The organism is Mucilaginibacter lappiensis, from assembly GCF_900155965.1.
GTDB lineage: Bacteria > Bacteroidota > Bacteroidia > Sphingobacteriales > Sphingobacteriaceae > Mucilaginibacter > Mucilaginibacter lappiensis.
In genome coordinates, this window is record NZ_FTMG01000029.1 from 19,390 (window position 1) to 37,519 (window position 18,130).

Here is an 18,130-nt window from a genome sequence, read left to right on the forward strand (position 1 = left end):
CGCCGAATGGCGCACCTTTTTTGTTATATGAATTTTTGTCATTCTGAACGCAGTGAAGAATCTATTATACATTATGCCTACCCCAGAATAGATGCTTCACTGCGTTCAGCATGACAAATCATTTAAACTATCAAAAACTACAGGCAGCAACTGGTTTTATACCTTCTTTATCAACCGTTAAAACAGGTTTATCATTTTTAAAGGTTACTACCCAAATGGTGTCATAATCATTGTCAGGCCATTGCAGGTCTTTAACTTTCAGGCCGAGCGCTTTTAGGATAGCTTTCATCTCGTTGTGTTCCCACACCACCAGTATAGTACCTTTTCTGCCTGCCAGATCCTCGGCTATATCTTTGGTGTCTTCTTCTTCAAAAGTACTATTGATAGTTAAATTATACTTTATGGCAAATGGCGAAATGGTTTGAAACATACGCGCCCGTGGAGTTGATTTTCCCAGGTGTAGGGCAGGAACATAAACACGGTCGGGCAAACCGAATTTGGCTTTCAGAACTGCTGGTAATTTTAGCGCCCGGTTAAGGCCTGTACAGGACAGGTTATCACCATCGGCAGGTTTCTCGGCATGCCGGATAAAAACCAGTTTAAGATTTTTACTTTGCGCGCACGAACTGCTGCTTGCAAAGCAAATCATCGCCAGCATTAAGGCGGGTAAAATCGTTATTCTTTTTATCATAAGTGTAAATACCGGAAATATAAATTATGAGCTTTAAAATTAAAATCCGGAATTAAAAATCAGACGTCCGAAATTAAATACTACTCTACGCTAACGGTAAGCCCTTCCTGCTGCAATATTTTTCGGTATATTTCCATTTCGGTAAATGAACCTTCTAATACGGCGCATTTGCCTTCATTATGTACTTTCCAGGCAATTTTTTCGGCTTGTGCTTCGGAGTAATCGAGATATTTCATCATACAATGGATCACGTGATCAAACGTGTTAAAATCATCATTCCATAATATCAGGCGGTGAACTTCCTTAAGTCCTGCCAGTATCTCTTCGAGAGTAAGTGTTTCTTCCTGTGTTTCAGTTGGCATACGTAACTACAAATTTACTTAAAAACAATAATAAAAGTGTTAAAATTGTGTTTTATGGGCTTAAAAATCATGTTACAATATAGCGCTGATCAAAAATCCTAAACTCCCCAATCTGATGAAAAAAATCGCACCCCATTTTATTTTAGCATGCACCATCCAGTTAATAACTGTAGGTATAGCACATGCCCAAACCGCAAAAAATGCCCAAACCACATTAAAGGCGCCATCAGGCCCTGTTACTGTTGATGGTGACCTGAAAGACTGGGGCGATAGTTTGCGTTATTTCAACGATGAAAAAAAGATCAATTACACGCTGGCTAATGATCAAACTATGCTTTATGCCGCTATACGAATCAGCGACCGCATGGACCAGATCCGGACCTTAAACGCAGGCATTACTTTGAGCATTGACACAAAAGGCAAAAAAAAGGAAAGCTTTTCCCTTACTTTTCCACTGGCAGATCCGGGAACGCCACCAACATTTGGTAAACGGGATAACCCAACTGGTGATATTACCCAGGAAGACCGCGATGAGCTGATGCAGGAGCGTGTAACTAAACTGCGCAATATTAAGGTAGTAGGTTTTAAAGATATTGAAGGGGATATGATAACCACCTCCAACACTTATGGTATTAAAGCCGCTATTAATTATGATGCCCAGGGTAACCTTGTTTACGAAATAGCCATACCTTTACAATTTTTCCATGCGGAGGACATCACCAAAAATGAATGGGCATTTAACTTTAAAATAAACGGATTGCAAAGAGCCAAGGGCGACGGCGCTGAAAACCCTGATCATCAGAGCGGTGGCTTTGGTGGTGGAGGCGGCGGCAGAGGCGGTCGTGGTGGAGGCGGCGGCGGCGGCGGAATGGGCGGTGGTCGTGGTGGCAGAGGCGGTCGTGGTGGAGCGGGCACAGGCGGAGCAGAAAGCGGCCGCAGCGAAATGGCCAAATCGACTGATTTCTGGGAGAAATTTTACCTGGCTAAATAAAATTCAAAAGTTAAAATTCAAAAGTCAAAAATATTGTCATGCTGAACGACAGCAAAGCATCTGTTATACGGTGTCTATAGTCCCCGAATAGATTCTTTGCTGTCGCTCACATGATAACAAATAAAAGAGTCAAAACCCTACATGGATTTTGACTTTTTACTTTTGAATTTTGACTTAAAATCTACTCTACTTTATACTTAAATACCTGCCTGCCCAGGTTACCTTCGGCATCCATACCCTCAATAATAATACGGTAGGTGCCTTTACCATCGGCATTAAAGAAAGAGAGAGAAGCATTACCATCTTTATCGGTTAATATCTTAGGGTTCCAATATATGGTTGACCGCAGATCCTGCATTTGTGTATTTGTTTTAGGATCATCGTATTGAGGCGAATAAAATTCACGGGCTTTATAATAACCCTTCGGCGAATAAGTAACCACACCCGGTGCGTAACGATTATAAACAGTACCTTCGTCGCCTCGTTTAGTAGTTATTATCAGCAAACCGTTACCTCCCCTGAAACCATATATCGCTGTATTACCTACCGAACGCAAAACTTCAATACTGGCAATATCAGATATTACTAAATTGTCCAGATAATCGGCTTCCATGTTGATACCGTCAACAACAATTTGCATGGCGCCGCCTCCGCGGGTTGAGTAAGGTATACCTCCACGAAAAATCACCCCTAAAAGCCTGCCCGCTAAGACATTGGAAAGCTGGCCTCCCCCCATATTTTCCAGGTCTTTATAAGTGAGCACCTGGTCGGCGTTACCGGCTCCGTTTAAATTTGAGGAATGCTTTACCGCCGTGGTACGGGTATCTTTTACGACTACCTCTTTTAACACAATGGTATGGTTACCAATGCCATATTTTACCTGCTCATTAAACAGTTTTTTGCTATTCTGTAAATAAACCGAACGGCCATCGCTCACATTTATCTGTAAATCGGCAGCATTCTTATTTTTCCCTACCACTTGGGGGGCTATATTATCCAGCTCTATCTCCAGGTTCTTCCGATCCTTGGCTGTACGGGCCTGCACCACAAACTTGATGCTGTCCCTAAACACCAGGTTACTGAAGGTAAACTTACCCTGGGCATCGGCTACGGTATCTAAAATAAATGTACCGCCTGCAGTAGTAAATAGGGTTACTTTGCCATTAGGAACCGGTTTACCACCAAAGGTTTTTAAATGTCCGGTTACCTGCAATGTTTTTTCGGGCTGATAAACCACCGGAGGGAAGGAATCATTGATCACCTGTTTCCACTCAAACCGACGGTAGCCCTGGGTGAGCATCAATACATCCAGATCGGCTTTTGTTTTTGCGCTTTGATCTGAAAAATAATAGCCTGGCTTTTCGATATAACCCTTCAAGTCTGAGCTCAGTAATATGTTCGAAAAAATGCTTTCTTCGTTGGTTTCATCAACCGGTACTTTTGCCAGATCGATAACCGAGGCCGAAAAACTGCCGATAACAGGCTTATCTTCTTTGTTTTTTACATTCAGGCTAATAGTTACTTTCTCGCGAAGTGTGTATTGCTGTTTAGGCGCCGAAACCGACAATTTAAGCTGATCGGGGTTTTGAATAAATACGATACGCTCATTCAGCGGTTCGCCATTGGCCGAAAACAAAGTGAACTGTACAATACCTGATGGGAATTTACTTTTCGGAATAGTTGCCCTGAATGTTTTACCATTATCGGAACTTTTGGCCGCATAATAAATTTCGCCACAGCTTTGCGCTACAAGCATCAGGCTGCCTGCCGGTGTGGCACTCTGTGCAATACCCGATCCCGGTAATATTTTTGCTGTCAGGTTATCGTCATCAGAATTATCAAGGCTTAAAACATAAGCATTGTCAACCGCCTTGGGCAAATTAAAATCGCCTGCGGACCCATCTGCAAATACAACATGAGCCTTATAAGTTTTGCCGCTCATCGGGGTTAAATTAAACACGCCCATACCCAGGTGAGTACTGTTAAACACAGCTACCGTTTGGTTTTGGTCATCCACAACGGAACCTTTGATATCAACACCCAGGCCATCGGCACCCACAGCCTTAAAAGCTATTTTTGAGCCGGCATCATTCACCAGCGTACCGCTTTCCGGAAAGAATTGTACATCTACTTTGGCCGATACCGCTTTAATAGGTATCACTTTGGTGATCACCCTTTTATCGATGAGTTTGATATTGGCAATAATATTGCCTGTGGCTGCCGGATTGGGAGTGGTATTGAGAAATGAGGTAGCGAGGTCGCCTTTATCATTGGTTATGCCTTTGCCTTTAAAAACCGTTTTGCCATTCAATTCAACACGGTAACTTACCTCGTTACCTGCATACGGTGCCCCGTCTACATTGGTAAAATTGATCAGTGCATTCACCTTTTGCTTGCCATTCTGCTCACCGTAAGTATAATCGGTTTTGGTGAAAACAGTATTACCGACGCCCTTGGATATGGTGATGGTTTTATCAAAAAAATAGGCATCCCCCGCGTTACGCATCCAGTTGGTATAAGCCCTTATGCGATAGTTGCCATCCTGCATGGTATCGGGCAGGGCAAAATCACCATAAGCCATGCCGCTGATGAGCGGCAATTTGATACTGCGTTTTACCGAATCATCTTCGCCAATGAGGTCGACATTTAATATTTCGCTATAAGCTGATAATTGGTGTTTGCTGCCAATGGTTACGTAAGCCTTAAACCATATATCGTCGCCAACGGCATAGTAGGGCTTGTCCAGATGCAGGTAAACTTTTTCCTGCGGATGATCGGCACGCCATTTATAAAGCTGGTCAACGAGTTTACCGAGCAAATCATCGCCTGGGCCTGTGAAACCGAAAATTACCGTAGCAATCACTGTTATCAATAAGCCGACAGATACTTTTTTGAATGTTATCATGGTAAATAAAGTTTAATCTACACAAAATATCTAATCAGGCGATGAGTTGTGAGGTTTTAGGTTTATATATAAGGCAATGTACGGTTCATTTAAGCCATATACAAAGCTTAATTTTTCACTTTGACCTACTCCAACAACAAAGGTTTAATCGTTCTGAAAAAAAATCGATCAAAACTTATTCTTCCACATCATACTTTCAACAGGGCGTGTTGTAGGGTTATTATATTTAGCGTTGCTTTTGGTATTATACAGGGTTTCAATATCACCTTCAACCACAAAATAAATCAGCTGTCCAATAGGCATACCGGCATAGATGCGTACTGGCTGGGCGCATGAAATTTCAAGCGTCCAGGTATTGCAAAAGCCAACATCTCCTTTGCCGGCGGTAGCATGTATGTCAATACCTAACCTACCAGTACTTGATTTTCCTTCCAGAAAGGGTACATGGCTGTGGGTTTCGGTATACTCCATGGTAACACCCAGGTAAAGCGTATTGGGCTGCAGGACAAACCCTTCTTTAGGTATCTCAAAGCCATCAATCTCATTATGCAGCTTGGCATCCAGTACCCTGTCGCGGTAAGTGGCCAGATGTTTACCTAAATGCACATCGTAGGAGTTGGTACCCAGGCATTCCCGTTTAAAGGGTTCAATAATAATACTTCCTTTTTCAATTTCCTCGAGAATGCGCTTATCTGATAATATCATGGTTGGCCCTAAATTACTATTTTAGTCTCAAGTAGCTAGTATCAAGTATCAAGATTTTTAATAACAGAACCTGAAACTACCATGCAAATTGCCTTGATACTTGATACTAGCTACTTGATACCAAAACAATTATTTAATTAAAATTATTTGACATAAGTTTGCTTCCTATTTTGCAATTTTACTTATTATGGCTATAGCATACAGGCAGCATATCGACGATGATACCGAATTTGCGCTCTGGAGAATTGAAGAAGAGGCTGACGACCTGTATAAACAACTGCAACTTGACGACGAAGAAAAAGCCTATGTCGAAAAATTAAGCAACGGCAAGCGCCACCTGCACTGGCTGGGCACCCGTGTACTGCTCCGCAAAATGCTGCATACCGACGAATACATTGACTGCAAGGTTGATGCTCATGGTAAACCTTATCTGGTAAACCTGCCCTATCATATATCATTCAGTCACTCTTTTGATTATGCTGCCGTGATGATCAGCAAAACGCATAAAGTAGGAATAGATATTGAACAGATAAAACAAAAGGTAGAGCGTATTGCCGGTAAATTCTTACGGCCCGACGAAATGGCTTTTATTGACGATGCACATAAAATAGAACAGCTTTACGTTTGCTGGTGCGCCAAAGAAGCCATATATAAGTGTAACGGTGAAAAAGAAGTATCATTTGCCGACAATATTTTCCTGGATCCTTTTAGTTTTAATACCCGGGGCGAGCTAAGCGCGCGTCTGCATAAAAATAATATCAACCTGGATTATGTGGTGAGCTATATGCAGTATGAAGATTACATGATAGGCTACGTGAAGGGACAAATGTAATGAAGAACAAAAAAGTATTTTTTCAGGATTGGGGTTTGATTGATTATCAGCAGGCCTGGGATAAACAGGAAGAGCTGTTCGCTGCTTCGGTAAAAACCAAGCTCAATAATCGCAATAGCGAACTGGCTTATGAAGCTGCGGCTAAAACGCCTGTTGCAGCCGGCAGCTTTGAGCCCTTTGAACCCAGCGAGACTTTTAACTACCTGGTATTTTGCGAGCACCCCCATGTATATACCCTGGGCAAAAGCGGCAAGCCTGAGCATTTGTTGCTCGACGAAAATGGCCTGAAAGAAAAGCAGGCGGTATACTATAGCATTAACCGCGGCGGCGATATTACCTATCATGGTCCAGGCCAGATTGTGTCGTACCCGATATTGGACCTTGACAATTTTTTCACCGACATACACTTGTACCTCCGTACGTTGGAAGAGGCCGTTATATTAACCCTGGCTGATTATGGTTTAAAAGCTGGCCGCTATCCGGGTTATACCGGTGTTTGGTTTGATGCCGATAATGAAAATGCCCGCAAGATATGCGCCATGGGTGTACGTTGCAGCCGTTGGGTAACCATGCACGGACTGGCTTTTAACGTCAATACAGATCTGGATTATTTTAATAATATTGTGCCCTGCGGTATTGACGATAAAGCCGTAACCTCAATGCAAAAAGAATTGGGTCGCGAAGTTGATATAAATGAAGTAAAAAAAATCCTTAAACATCATATTTCCGTATTGTTTGATATGGAGATATTATGATGAAAGCATTATTTTTAATTTTATTTTCGATAGGCACATTATCGGCCTGCACAAAAACAACATCAATGACACATATATCACCCATTACAGTGTCGCCCGTTCCTGTAATTGATACGCTAAGTTACCTGGCCCTGGGCGATTCATATACTATTGGTCAGTCGGTGGATGAGCATGATGCCTTCCCTTACCAACTTGCAGGGCAATTGCCAGGACATAAAATAACCGGACCAACCATTATAGCCCGTACCGGATGGACAACCCAGCAGCTGATATCGGCCATTGACGGTAGCGACTCCAAAGACAAAACCTACGACATAGTAACTTTACTTATTGGCGTGAACGACCAGTACGGCGGCGGCAGTCAGGCCGACTACCGTGTTAAATTTGTACAGGTTCTAAATACGGCCATCAAATTGGCCAAAGGCAATACCAATCATGTTTTTGTACTATCCATACCCGATTATGGGGTAACACCCTTCGCTCATGGCGACGATGCACGCATTGGTAAAGAGATTGACCAATTCAATGATATTAACCGGCAGGAAAGCGCCAACGCCAGTGTTAACTATATCGACATTACCCCCATATCCAAACTGGCAGCCAATAATTCATCACTTATTGCCAATGATGGCTTACATCCATCTGCCACAATGTACCAGATGTGGGTAGAAAAACTTAAACCGGTTGTTTTAAGTGCCCTGGAAAAGAAATAAACAGAAAACAACTCCCCATTTCCATTTGTCATCCTGAGTTTTAAAATCCGAGGCCTCTAAGGGTGAAATGACGTGTTACTAAATTGCGTTTATAATCAACCACATAGCAAACACGTCATGGGTAGCGAAAGCGAAGGATCTATTTTACTGCATGCATAGTTCTATAACAGATACTTCGCTACGTTCAGCATGACAAGTTTTTTAATCAATCAATAAGAAGGCTTAGCACTCCGGCAAACTAATTGGAATATTAATAGCCAACCCTCCATCAGATGTCTCTTTATATTTAGAATTCATGTCAAGCGCGGTTTGCCACATGGTTTTTACTACTGCATCTAAACTTACCTTTGCCTTTTCGGGGTTGCTCTGTAAAGCCAATTGTGAGGCCGTTATAGCTTTGATAGCTCCCATGGTATTACGTTCGATACATGGTATTTGCACCAGGCCACCTATCGGGTCGCAGGTTAGGCCCAGGTGGTGCTCCATGGCTATTTCGGCAGCCATGAGTACCTGTCTTTGCGTACCGCCCATACATTCGGTAAGCGCGGCAGCAGCCATAGCTGAGGATACACCAATTTCTGCCTGACAGCCACCCATAGCCGCTGATATGGTAGCACCTTTTTTAAAGATGCTGCCAATTTCTGAAGCGGTGAGTAAAAACTGCATGATACGCTGCTCGGTATTACCTTCGCAAAAAACAATATAATATTGTAGTACAGCCGGTATAACACCAGCCGCGCCATTGGTAGGTGCGGTAACCACCCTGCCGAACGAAGCATTCTCCTCATTTACAGCCAGGGCAAAACAGCTTACCCAATCCAATATATTTTTAAAACTATCGCCGGTTTTACGGATGGCTATAACCCACTCGTCGTAATTGGTGTAAGTATTATTGCCTATTAACTTACTGTTGAGCTTAAAAGCACGCCGGGCTACATTTAAACCGCCAGGTAATTGACCGGTGGTATGGCAGCCTCGGTAAATACATTCCTTTAATGCCTTAAAAATATTGAACACCCCGTTTCGGGTCTCCAGTTCGCTGCGCCAGGCCAGCTCATTCTCCATCACCACTTCGGATATTTTCAGACCGGTTTTGATACACCAGTGCAGCAGATCGGCAGCAGTATCTATAGGAAAAGGCAAGTCAACCTCCTGTTTAGCCTGGTTCGAGAGCCCCTCTTTGACCACAAAACCACCGCCTATGGAATAATAGGTTTCTGAAACAGCCTTACCATTACTCAAAAACGCCTGGAAAGTTACCGCATTGGGATGGAAAGGCAGGCTCTCGTTAAACAGGAAAAGCAAGTCATCAACTACCGAAAAGGTAATAGTTTGAACGCCCCCAAGCTGTAATTTGTGGGTTGCCGTGATGTCTCCAATTTTAGGCGTTATCTGGTCAACCTCAAACGTTACAGGATCGTCGCCACTTAAGCCCAATAGTATGGCAATATCAGTACCATGCCCCCGGCCGGTTTTGGCCAGTGAACCGTACAGCAATATTTTCACTTGCTCAACCAACGGTAAAACACCTTGCTGTTCAAGTGCCTGCACAAATTGCTGTGCCGCCCGCCAGGGACCCAATGTATGCGAACTGGAGGGCCCTATACCTATCTTGAACATATCAAAAACCGAAATTTGTTCTCTCTGCATCAGGTCAAAATTATGAATAAAATGTCATTCCTGCTCTGTAATAAAAAAGCGATTATTTAATTTTTATTTAAATTTTTTATATTTTGCGGTAATAAACAAACATTAAAACATTTACTTAAACCAAATCAAAATGCAAGATTATGATCCTTCGTCAGCACCGTCAGCCGGTGCAATGGCAGCCTTATTTGGCGCTTTTTTAATTCCAGCTTTAATTATTTCGGTTATTCTGATTGTCAGCATGTGGAAAATATACACCAAGGCTGGTAAACCAGGTTGGGCTGCTATTATCCCTATTTATAACATTATAGTACTACTTGAAATTGTGGGTAAACCTACCTGGTGGGTCATTTTGTTCCTGGTTCCATGTGCTAACATTGTAGTAGCCGTATGGGTAACAAACCTGCTAAGCAAAAGCTTTGGTCAAAGCGAAGGCTTTACCATTGGTTTGCTGTTGTTATCATTTGTGTTTTACCCGATCCTGGGCTTCGGCAATTACCAATATTTAGGTCCTGCCGGTGCCGGTTTTATAGGTGGCGGTAAACCATTTGATCCATCAACCAATTATCAGGATCCATTCAACAATACTCCGCCTCCGCCGCAGGTGTAATGTTGTTTAGTAATTTCTATTTACAAATATTTTGCAGTCAGGCGGGGTTTATCCACTGGCTGCAAAATCATTTGCTCCCTTGCCCTTTCAAATACCTTACCGGGATCGACTGCCCTGGCTGCGGTTTTCAACGTGCTGTAGTAGCCCTTTTTCAATGCGATCTTCAAAAAAGCTTTGCACTGTACCCGCCTGCTATTCCACTCCTGTTCTTCTTCGCATACGGCATTGCCGACGGCTACTTTAAACTCGACACACCCAAATCAACCATCAAGAAAACGTTATTTATGATCATAGGCAGCATTGTGCTGATTAGCTATGGCATTAAGATGTGGAAGCCCCACCCAACCCTCCCCGGAAGGGAGGGCTCTAAAATATTTTCCCAAAGTCTCCCCTTCCGGGGGAGATTAAAGGGGGCTCACATCGGCCTGGGCTATAATGTGGCTGTAATCTTTAATAATAGTTTGTAAAAACAGCATATTATTCATTTCGACGGGTGGCGTTACATTCAGCAGATCTTTGATGCGTTGTGCCATATTATACACCAGCATACTGTTACCGCTTTTAATGTAATTGTTAATCACCTCGTTTATCAGTTCAATATCCTGCTCGCTTAACCGGGCTGCCTCCGGAAAAACAGGTTGGTAATTATCTGCCTCGGGTTTAAAAGCTATGTTTTGCATTTTGGTACGTGGAACAGTCCTGATCAATGTGGTACCGGCCACCATGTCACCAACACGCTGCGATTTGTCCGACACGGCTATACAGATCAACGCACACAGGTTACTGGTTAAGGTAAAGTCAACTATCCGGAATAGCCAGCGCAACAGGTATTGCCCTAATCGTGGCCTGGCACCATCCAGACTTATTACCTTTATTTTCATGACCTTTTTACCCACACTTTGTCCGTTCATAGACAATTCACATATCAGATCGTAAAAAACAAATAATACGGCATAAATAATTAACATTACACCAAGTCCAAGCCCACCATTTCCTCCTCTTTCAAATCCGCCGGTGGTAGCAATAGCAATCAACGTTGCTATGATAATAACCGTAAACATGGCCATATCAATGATATAAGCTACAATGCGTTCACCCAAACCAGCTACCTCGTAATCAATATCTATATTTTGTGTGGTGGTTATCCTTATCGTTTGCATATGATTCAAATATAAAATGTAAATCTGTCTTTTTTCTTGTTATATAGCTCTTTTGTAATTATTTTAACCAAATAATTATTTATACGGCAATTCATGCGGGAACCTCTTTTTGTAAAACAAAATGCTCAGAAATGGACCAGCTTTGAGCAGGAACCAACCAATGATCCTGACGAGCTTGCCGATAGGTTTATCCAAATAACGGACGATCTGGCTTATGCCAAAACATTTTATCCCAAATCAAAAACCACTGCTTACCTGAATGGCCTTGCCGCCGGATTGCATCAATCCATCTATAAAAACAAAAGCGAAAAAAGTAACCGCTTCCTCACTTTCTGGAAATATGAGCTGCCTCTGTTGTTCAAAACCTATCAAAAGCAGTTGCTTTATGCTTTCCTGTTCTTTATGGTCTTTTGCTTTATAGGTGCGCTATCGGCCAAATACGATGAGAATTTTGTACGCCTGATCATGGGTGATCAGTATGTAGACATGACTAATGCCAACATCATGAAGGGCGATCCTTTTGGCGTGTACAAAAACGGCAGCGAAACTTTAATGTTTTTTGGGATAGCAGTAAATAACATCTATGTTTCGCTGATAACCTTCGTAAGTGGCATCATCTTTACCGTTGGCTCAGTTTATTACCTTTTCCGTAACGGCATCATGCTGGGCTCATTTCAGTATTATTTTTTCAGCAAAGGCTTGGGTGCAAAATCCATCCTGGTGATCTGGATACACGGCACGCTCGAAATTTCGGCCATCATTATAGCAGGCGCCGCAGGCATTATCCTGGGCAACAGTTTATTGTTTCCCAAAACCTATAAACGCATGGTATCTTTAAAAAGAGGGGCCAAAGATGGTATGAAAGTGGCCATTGGCATTATACCGATATTAATTGTAGCGGCGTTTTTTGAAGGCTTTGTAACCCGGCACACCGAAATGCCGATATGGCTTAGTATTACTATATTAGCATCATCATTATTGTTCATTATATGGTATGTGATCATATACCCAAACAAAATTTATAAAGCAACCCAAACCTATCATGCAATCCAAAGTTGAGTTAGCCAAAGTCCGCGATTTTGGCGAAATTATAAGCGACACCTTTTTATTTGTACGGCAGAATATCAAACCGCTGCTAAAATATTTTTTTACTTTTTGCGGCATCTTTGTAGCAGCTGGTATCATCAGCGCTTCGATGTTCCAGTTAAAATGGACCGGAACTATAAACGGTATCAAAAGTGGCGCCTTTAACACTAACGAGTACAAGCCATCGCCATTTAGCTTTTTTGGGCCGGAGTATTTTTTGTTGCTCTTTTTTGGGATGCTGAGTTTTATTGCCTTAATCGTTACCTTTTTAAGCTATATAGCGCTTTATAAAGAGAAAGACAAACAAGTACCCACAACCGAGGAGATGTGGGGTTATATCAAATATTACTTCCTGCGGGTATTTGGCAGCTCGATACTGCTTCACCTATTGCTTACTGTGGCTACGCTACTTTGCTTGGTACCAGGTATTTACCTTTCCCCAATTTTCGCACTGATATTCCCGATTATGGTGTTGGAGAATGCCAGCTTTAGTTATGCATTTAATCGCAGTTTCTTCCTGATCAAGGATAACTGGTGGGTTACGTTTGGTTCGCTGGTGGTAATATGGATAATTTTTTATGTGGCCATCATGGTAGTTTCAATACCAACAAGTATCATTAACATGGTAAGCCTGATTGCTGTTCCGCAAAAGGGCGGTGGGGCATTTTCAATCCCCGCGGCTGTTATTGGCGCTGCGCTGCAACAACTTTGCCAGGTATTTGCTATTTTACCGATAACCGCATTAGCGCTTTGCTATTATAATTTAACCGAAAGCAAAGATGGCACCAGCTTAATGGAAAAAATAAACAAATTGGGTACCATCACACCCAATACCGATTTACCGGCCGAAGAATATTGATCATGCTGCGCCTGCTTTGTACCCTCATTTTTGCACTGTTTGTTCACGTGAGCAACGGAGCAATTCCCGTTGTTAAACCTGTTAAGCAACCTTTAGTACTTAAGATGGATACCGCAAAGGTAGGCGTGCGCCATTTAGATAGCGCTGCTATTACCGCTCATAGTAAACAGCCCGAATTTCAATACAAGGACGATATCGATACAACACCTTCCTGGTGGGACCGTTTCTGGAGTTGGTTCTGGGGTTTGTTTAAACCTATAAAACTGGGCAAACCTAATATGAGCCCATTTGTGAGGGCCTTATTATATATTTTACAATACCTGTTCCTGGCAGCGGGTTTAGCAGCTGTGGTATTCCTGGTGCTTAAACTTATGGGGATTGATATGTTGGGCATTTTCCGGCGTAAGTCTATGTCGGCTAATTTGCCTTTTACCGAATCACTGGAGAATATTCATGATATCAACTTTGATGACGAAATTGAAAGGGCCATTTCCCATCACAATTACCGCCTGGCTGTACGGATGCTTTATTTAAAATGCTTAAAACAGCTTAGCGATGCCCATTTGATCAAATGGCAAATTGATAAAACAAACAGCGCATACATTGATGAATTGACCAATGCGCATCAGCGCCAGCTTTTCAGATCATTGACTTTACAATTTGAGTATGTTTGGTATGGTGAATTTGCCATCGACGGACAAACTTTCAAAAATATCAATACCGTATTTCAGGATTTTAACAAGGGTATAGCATGAAAGATTTTAAGATCTATATCACTATGGCCAGCTTGTTATTGATCGGTTACGTAGTAGCGCAATACAACAAACCTAAACCGGTTAACTGGCAATCAACTCTGTATTATAAGGATAAGATCCCTTTTGGTACTTATTTGTTGTATGACAGACTAAAGGATATTTACCCTGAAGCTGAGTTAAGCAGGACCAACAAATCGGCCTATAATGTTTTTCATGGCGACAGCCTGCAACAGGGAAACTATATCATTATAGCCAAAAGCATCACCCTTAATAAATTTGATTTTGAGGCGATGGTTAAATACATCAAGGCTGGCAACTCGGTGTTCATGGCTGCCTTTGAATGGCGGGGTTTTATTACTGATACTTTAAAAGTAGAAACCCGCGCAGAGTACGCCTCAAAAAATGTATCCATCAACTTTACCAATCCGCAGTTGAGGGCTCCTAACAATTATGTATTTAAGCGCGATATTGCCAATCAGTACTTTTCGGCACTTGATACCGCTAAGGCTATAGTGATAGGTAAAAACTATGCGGATCATGGTACCTTTTTAAGCTATAAATTTGGTAAAGGCACGCTATACCTGTGCGCCACACCCGATATTTTTACCAATTACAGCCTGTTAACTCCTCAGGGAGCCGATTACGTGGCCAAAGCCCTGTCCTACCTACCCAAAGCCCAGAATGTTTACTGGGATCAATACCAGAACGGCGACATACCTGAAGATATATCGCCATTGCGCGTGTTCTTCAGCAACCCGGCTTTACAGTGGGCCTATTACCTGAGCCTGGGCAGCATACTTCTATTTGTTTTTTACGAGATGAAACGCCGCCAGCGCGTGATCCCGGTAATTGAGCCTTTGCCAAACTCTACGCTTGAGTTTGTGACGGTTGTAGGTCAGGTTTATTATGAAAAACGCAACAACGCCAACATCGCTCATAAAAAAGTGATTTACCTGCTGGAGCATATCAGGGAGCAATACCGGTTAAAAACCAGTAAGCTCGACCAGGAATTTGTCAATACACTGGCACAAAAAACGGGTATCGATGAGGGCTTTTCCAGCTCGCTGATCAGCGCGGTGAATTTTGTAAGCACCCATCAGCAAATAACTGATATGGAATTGATCCAACTCAATAAATTGATAGAAAAATTTTACAGCCAAACCGGATATAATGGAAAATGAGAATTTTGAAAACAGAACCGATCTGAGCAAACTCAGTGCCGCGGTTAATCAAATTAAATATACACTTGCCCAGATCATTGTAGGACAACAGGATTCCATTGATCTGTTGATAGCAGGTATACTGGCCGACGGGCATATCCTGATAGAAGGTGTACCCGGTGTAGCTAAAACCCTTACTGCCAAACTGATTTCCAAAGCTATTGATGCCCGTTACTCGCGTATCCAGTTCACTCCCGATCTGATGCCTTCGGACATATTGGGTACATCGGTATTTAATCCTAAAAGCGCGGAGTTTGAATTTAAACAAGGGCCGGTTTTTGGTAACATCATCCTGATAGATGAAATTAACCGCGCCCCTGCCAAAACCCAGTCGGCTTTGTTTGAAGTGATGGAAGAGCGGCAGGTGACTATCGATGGTCATACCTACAAAATGCAGGAACCCTTCACCGTGCTGGCCACACAAAACCCGGTGGAACAAGAAGGCACTTATCGTTTACCAGAAGCGCAGTTAGACAGATTCTTGTTTAAAATAGAGATCAAATACCCAACGCTGGAAGAAGAGATAGCTATTATTACCCGCCAGCATCAGCAAAAAACTACTGAGCAGCTAACTCACATACAACCGGTTTTATCCGGTGATGATATTATCGCGCTTCGTCAACAAGTACGATCGTTCCATGTGGAGGCGAAATTGCTGGAGTTTACCGCTAAGATCATTCATGAAACCCGTAACCATAAATCATTGTTTCTGGGTGGCTCGCCGCGTGCGTCGCTGGCTATGATCAATGCCGCAAAAGCTATTGCTGCTATTAAGGGTCGTGATTTTATTACGCCCGAAGATATTATCTACGTAGCCGCCCCGGTATTAAGACACCGTATTATGCTTACACCGGATAAAGAGATGGAAGGTGCAAGTCCGGATGATGTGGTAGCACAGATCATACAAAAAATTGAAGTACCACGGTAATAGTATCAAGTAGCTAGTATCAAGTATCACGACTGCTAAACGCGATACTTATCGTTACAAAATCGTGATACTTGATACTTAATCAACAGCTTATAGTGAAAAAAATCATCAGCCTCTTTTATAGAAACCTATTTTTAACAAACCGTCTGTTTGCAGCTTTAACCTGCAGCGTGGTGTTGTTTTTATTGTCGTTCTTTTTCCCGTGGCTGGGTATTATCCCCACACTGGCATTTTGGGTGCTGATTATATTATTTTTGATGGATGTGCTACTGTTATACCGCACAGCAAACGGGGTATTTGCCAAACGTCATGCGCCCGAACGCCTGAGCAACAGCGACAATAACGACCTGGGCGTATATATCGAAAACTGGTATAGTTTCCCAATCAGCGTTGGTATTATTGACGAGATCCCTTTTCAGTTTCAAAAGCGCGACATCTGGTTTAAAACCAATTTAAAACCACGTGAAAAAAAGCTCATCAATTATGTGTTGCGGCCAACGCGCCGTGGCGAATATGAATTTGGCGATATCCGGGTATACGCTAAATCGCCTTTAGGCTTTATCAGGCGGCGTTATAATTTTGAACAGGCTGAAACCTTACCCGTATACCCGTCCTTCTTGCAGATGCGCAAATATGAGCTGATGGCCATATCTAACCGATTAACAGACATCGGCATCAAAAAAATCCGTCGCATTGGACACAGTATGGAGTTTGAGCAGGTAAAAAATTATGTCCAGGGTGATGATTACCGTACCATTAACTGGAAAGCAACCGCGCGCCAGGGTAACCTGATGGTGAACTCCTATACCGACGAAAAATCGCAGCATGTATACTGCATTATTGATAAATCAAGGGCCATGAAAATGCCTTTTGAAGGATTGAGCTTATTGGACTATGCCATTAACGCCAGCCTGGTATTATCAAACGTGGCCCTGTTAAAAGAGGATAAGGCCGGGCTCATTACCATATCCGAAAAATTGGGAGTCGTGATACCTGCCGAAAGACGACCTGCGCATTTGAATAAAATACTGGAAGCTTTATACAAAGAGAAAACACGTTATCTGGAAACCAATATGGAGCTGCTGTTTGCCATTGTACGTAAGGTGATCAAACAACGCAGCCTCGTGGTATTTTTTACCAACTACGAAAGCCTGAACGCCCTGCACAGGCAACTACCATTTTTAAAAAGGATAGCCAAATACCATTTGCTGCTGGTAGTGTTTTTTGAAAATACGGAATTGAAAAAATTGAGCGAGCAACCCGCTGCCGATGTAGAAGGCATCTATATTAAAACCATAGCCGAAAAGTTTGCCTACGATAAAAAACTCATTGTAAAAGAGCTGGCCAAACATGGCATCCAATCTATTCTGAGTACTCCACAGAATTTAACCATCAATACCATTAACCGGTACCTGGAAATTAAGGCTAAGCAGAAGATTTAGGGAAGAGAAGCAAGAAGTGAGAGTCAAGAATCAAGACACTGATACTATTCTATGTATTTCTTTAGGTTTGTCATCCTGAGCGACAGCGAAGGATCTATTTGCGAACTGTGCATGTTGTAAAGTAGATTCTTCGCTATCGCTACCCATGACAGAATGAATCATGCAGGGGCTAAAGTCATGTTTAGTTCCAGGGCAAGTTTCTGTAACCGTTTCTTTTTCTGTTGATTGACGATTAACTCATACGCAGCTAAGCCTTTCTCAACAAATTCGGTTCCTTTAACGATTAGTCGCCAATATTGGGCTGCCAGTTTTCTGGCTGTAGCTTTAATGGCTATTGCCGGGCCTTTTCGGCCTCTCAATCGTCTGGCGAATGCACCCCAGCCAATGTGTTTACTGTTCAATAAACCGTGAGCCATTTGTTTAAAGATTTGTCCAACTATTGGCCTGCCCTTACTTTTACTTTTTTTGG

The 18,130-nt window shown here is 42.5% G+C and carries 18 protein-coding genes and 1 pseudogene; 12 read left to right on the top strand and 7 right to left on the bottom strand.

Going from position 1 to position 18,130, the window contains the following annotated elements:
* Positions 1-130: 130 nt before the first annotated feature.
* Entirely contained in the window at positions 131-691 is a 561-nt protein-coding gene (locus tag BW976_RS28530) for a histidine phosphatase family protein (protein ID WP_076379058.1), read from the bottom strand.
* An 80-nt stretch (positions 692-771) separates the two neighbouring features.
* Positions 772-1,053: an ATP-dependent Clp protease adaptor ClpS gene (locus BW976_RS28535; protein ID WP_076379060.1), complete on the bottom strand. Its 282-nt coding sequence runs from the start codon at positions 1,051-1,053 to the stop codon at positions 772-774.
* A 115-nt stretch (positions 1,054-1,168) separates the two neighbouring features.
* Between BW976_RS28535 and BW976_RS29655 the strand changes: the two genes are divergently transcribed.
* Positions 1,169-2,044 (top strand): hypothetical protein, encoded by an 876-nt coding sequence (locus BW976_RS29655; protein WP_076379062.1) that lies wholly within the window; start codon positions 1,169-1,171, stop codon positions 2,042-2,044.
* Between the two features lie 181 nt (positions 2,045-2,225).
* On the opposite strand, the gene BW976_RS28545 is transcribed toward BW976_RS29655, so the two are convergent.
* Complete coding sequence (locus BW976_RS28545; protein ID WP_076379064.1) at positions 2,226-4,949, bottom strand: carboxypeptidase-like regulatory domain-containing protein; 2,724 nt, start codon at positions 4,947-4,949, stop codon at positions 2,226-2,228.
* A 168-nt stretch (positions 4,950-5,117) separates the two neighbouring features.
* A complete protein-coding gene (dcd, locus tag BW976_RS28550) occupies positions 5,118-5,654 on the bottom strand; it encodes a dCTP deaminase (protein ID WP_076379066.1) in 537 nt (178 codons plus the stop codon).
* 187 nt (positions 5,655-5,841) lie between these two features.
* On the opposite strand from dcd, the gene BW976_RS28555 reads away from it, so the two are divergent.
* From BW976_RS28555 to BW976_RS28565, 3 genes are all read left to right on the top strand, one after another.
* Entirely contained in the window at positions 5,842-6,486 is a 645-nt protein-coding gene (locus BW976_RS28555) for a 4'-phosphopantetheinyl transferase family protein (protein ID WP_076379068.1), read from the top strand.
* The gene (gene lipB, locus BW976_RS28560; RefSeq protein ID WP_076379070.1) at positions 6,486-7,241 is read left to right on the top strand and encodes a lipoyl(octanoyl) transferase LipB; all 756 of its coding nucleotides are present in this window, start codon (positions 6,486-6,488) and stop codon (positions 7,239-7,241) included. The genes BW976_RS28555 and lipB overlap by 1 nt, the downstream gene beginning before the upstream one ends.
* A gap of 65 nt (positions 7,242-7,306) precedes the next feature.
* On the top strand, positions 7,307-7,954 hold the full coding sequence (locus tag BW976_RS28565; RefSeq protein WP_245834802.1) for an SGNH/GDSL hydrolase family protein: 648 nt from the start codon (positions 7,307-7,309) through the stop codon (positions 7,952-7,954).
* Between the two features lie 222 nt (positions 7,955-8,176).
* Here the strand turns inward: BW976_RS28565 and BW976_RS28570 are convergent, their stop codons facing one another.
* Positions 8,177-9,604, bottom strand: a complete 1,428-nt coding sequence (locus BW976_RS28570; RefSeq protein ID WP_076379074.1) for an L-serine ammonia-lyase — start codon at positions 9,602-9,604, stop codon at positions 8,177-8,179.
* A 130-nt stretch (positions 9,605-9,734) separates the two neighbouring features.
* Between BW976_RS28570 and BW976_RS28575 the strand changes: the two genes are divergently transcribed.
* Positions 9,735-10,211, top strand: a complete 477-nt coding sequence (locus BW976_RS28575; RefSeq protein ID WP_076379076.1) for a DUF5684 domain-containing protein — start codon at positions 9,735-9,737, stop codon at positions 10,209-10,211.
* Positions 10,211-10,678, top strand: a complete 468-nt coding sequence (locus BW976_RS28580) for a DUF2752 domain-containing protein (protein ID WP_076379078.1) — start codon at positions 10,211-10,213, stop codon at positions 10,676-10,678. Before BW976_RS28575 ends, BW976_RS28580 begins: the two co-directional genes overlap by 1 nt.
* Here BW976_RS28580 and BW976_RS28585 read toward each other — a convergent pair.
* Positions 10,616-11,371, bottom strand: coding sequence for an RDD family protein (locus tag BW976_RS28585; RefSeq protein WP_076379080.1), 756 nt, complete (start codon positions 11,369-11,371; stop codon positions 10,616-10,618). The two genes, BW976_RS28580 and BW976_RS28585, sit on opposite strands and share 63 nt — an antisense overlap.
* A 93-nt stretch (positions 11,372-11,464) precedes the next feature.
* Here BW976_RS28585 and BW976_RS28590 point away from each other — a divergent pair, with 93 nt between their 5' ends.
* The 6 genes from BW976_RS28590 to BW976_RS28615 all read left to right on the top strand — a co-directional run bounded on the left by BW976_RS28590 (position 11,465) and on the right by BW976_RS28615 (position 17,661).
* Positions 11,465-12,430: a stage II sporulation protein M gene (locus BW976_RS28590; protein ID WP_076379082.1), complete on the top strand. Its 966-nt coding sequence runs from the start codon at positions 11,465-11,467 to the stop codon at positions 12,428-12,430.
* Complete coding sequence (locus tag BW976_RS28595) at positions 12,414-13,316, top strand: hypothetical protein (RefSeq protein ID WP_076379084.1); 903 nt, start codon at positions 12,414-12,416, stop codon at positions 13,314-13,316. The genes BW976_RS28590 and BW976_RS28595 overlap by 17 nt, the downstream gene beginning before the upstream one ends.
* A 2-nt stretch (positions 13,317-13,318) precedes the next feature.
* Positions 13,319-14,071, top strand: coding sequence for a DUF4129 domain-containing protein (locus BW976_RS28600; protein WP_076379086.1), 753 nt, complete (start codon positions 13,319-13,321; stop codon positions 14,069-14,071).
* Positions 14,068-15,252: a DUF4350 domain-containing protein gene (locus BW976_RS28605; protein WP_076379088.1), complete on the top strand. Its 1,185-nt coding sequence runs from the start codon at positions 14,068-14,070 to the stop codon at positions 15,250-15,252. Before BW976_RS28600 ends, BW976_RS28605 begins: the two co-directional genes overlap by 4 nt.
* Positions 15,242-16,219, top strand: coding sequence for an AAA family ATPase (locus tag BW976_RS28610; RefSeq protein WP_076379090.1), 978 nt, complete (start codon positions 15,242-15,244; stop codon positions 16,217-16,219). The genes BW976_RS28605 and BW976_RS28610 overlap by 11 nt, the downstream gene beginning before the upstream one ends.
* Positions 16,220-16,314: 95 nt before the next feature.
* Positions 16,315-17,661 (top strand): DUF58 domain-containing protein, encoded by a 1,347-nt coding sequence (locus BW976_RS28615; RefSeq protein WP_076379092.1) that lies wholly within the window; start codon positions 16,315-16,317, stop codon positions 17,659-17,661.
* Between the two features lie 158 nt (positions 17,662-17,819).
* On the opposite strand, the pseudogene BW976_RS28620 reads toward BW976_RS28615, so the two are convergent.
* Positions 17,820-18,130 (bottom strand): annotated as a pseudogene (locus BW976_RS28620) (hypothetical protein); the annotation flags it as partial.

What these genes read in the sequence shown, in the direction of transcription:
- BW976_RS28530 (WP_076379058.1), bottom strand. Translation starts at nt 691, where the DNA reads ATGATAAAAAGAATAACGATTTTACCCGCCTTAATGCTGGCGATGATT.
- BW976_RS28535 (WP_076379060.1), bottom strand. Translation starts at nt 1,053, where the DNA reads ATGCCAACTGAAACACAGGAAGAAACACTTACTCTCGAAGAGATACTG.
- BW976_RS29655 (WP_076379062.1), top strand. Translation starts at nt 1,169, where the DNA reads ATGAAAAAAATCGCACCCCATTTTATTTTAGCATGCACCATCCAGTTA.
- BW976_RS28545 (WP_076379064.1), bottom strand. Translation starts at nt 4,949, where the DNA reads ATGATAACATTCAAAAAAGTATCTGTCGGCTTATTGATAACAGTGATT.
- dcd (WP_076379066.1), bottom strand. Translation starts at nt 5,654, where the DNA reads ATGATATTATCAGATAAGCGCATTCTCGAGGAAATTGAAAAAGGAAGT.
- BW976_RS28555 (WP_076379068.1), top strand. Translation starts at nt 5,842, where the DNA reads ATGGCTATAGCATACAGGCAGCATATCGACGATGATACCGAATTTGCG.
- lipB (WP_076379070.1), top strand. Translation starts at nt 6,486, where the DNA reads ATGAAGAACAAAAAAGTATTTTTTCAGGATTGGGGTTTGATTGATTAT.
- BW976_RS28565 (WP_245834802.1), top strand. Translation starts at nt 7,307, where the DNA reads ATGACACATATATCACCCATTACAGTGTCGCCCGTTCCTGTAATTGAT.
- BW976_RS28570 (WP_076379074.1), bottom strand. Translation starts at nt 9,604, where the DNA reads ATGCAGAGAGAACAAATTTCGGTTTTTGATATGTTCAAGATAGGTATA.
- BW976_RS28575 (WP_076379076.1), top strand. Translation starts at nt 9,735, where the DNA reads ATGCAAGATTATGATCCTTCGTCAGCACCGTCAGCCGGTGCAATGGCA.
- BW976_RS28580 (WP_076379078.1), top strand. Translation starts at nt 10,211, where the DNA reads ATGTTGTTTAGTAATTTCTATTTACAAATATTTTGCAGTCAGGCGGGG.
- BW976_RS28585 (WP_076379080.1), bottom strand. Translation starts at nt 11,371, where the DNA reads ATGCAAACGATAAGGATAACCACCACACAAAATATAGATATTGATTAC.
- BW976_RS28590 (WP_076379082.1), top strand. Translation starts at nt 11,465, where the DNA reads ATGCGGGAACCTCTTTTTGTAAAACAAAATGCTCAGAAATGGACCAGC.
- BW976_RS28595 (WP_076379084.1), top strand. Translation starts at nt 12,414, where the DNA reads ATGCAATCCAAAGTTGAGTTAGCCAAAGTCCGCGATTTTGGCGAAATT.
- BW976_RS28600 (WP_076379086.1), top strand. Translation starts at nt 13,319, where the DNA reads ATGCTGCGCCTGCTTTGTACCCTCATTTTTGCACTGTTTGTTCACGTG.
- BW976_RS28605 (WP_076379088.1), top strand. Translation starts at nt 14,068, where the DNA reads ATGAAAGATTTTAAGATCTATATCACTATGGCCAGCTTGTTATTGATC.
- BW976_RS28610 (WP_076379090.1), top strand. Translation starts at nt 15,242, where the DNA reads ATGGAAAATGAGAATTTTGAAAACAGAACCGATCTGAGCAAACTCAGT.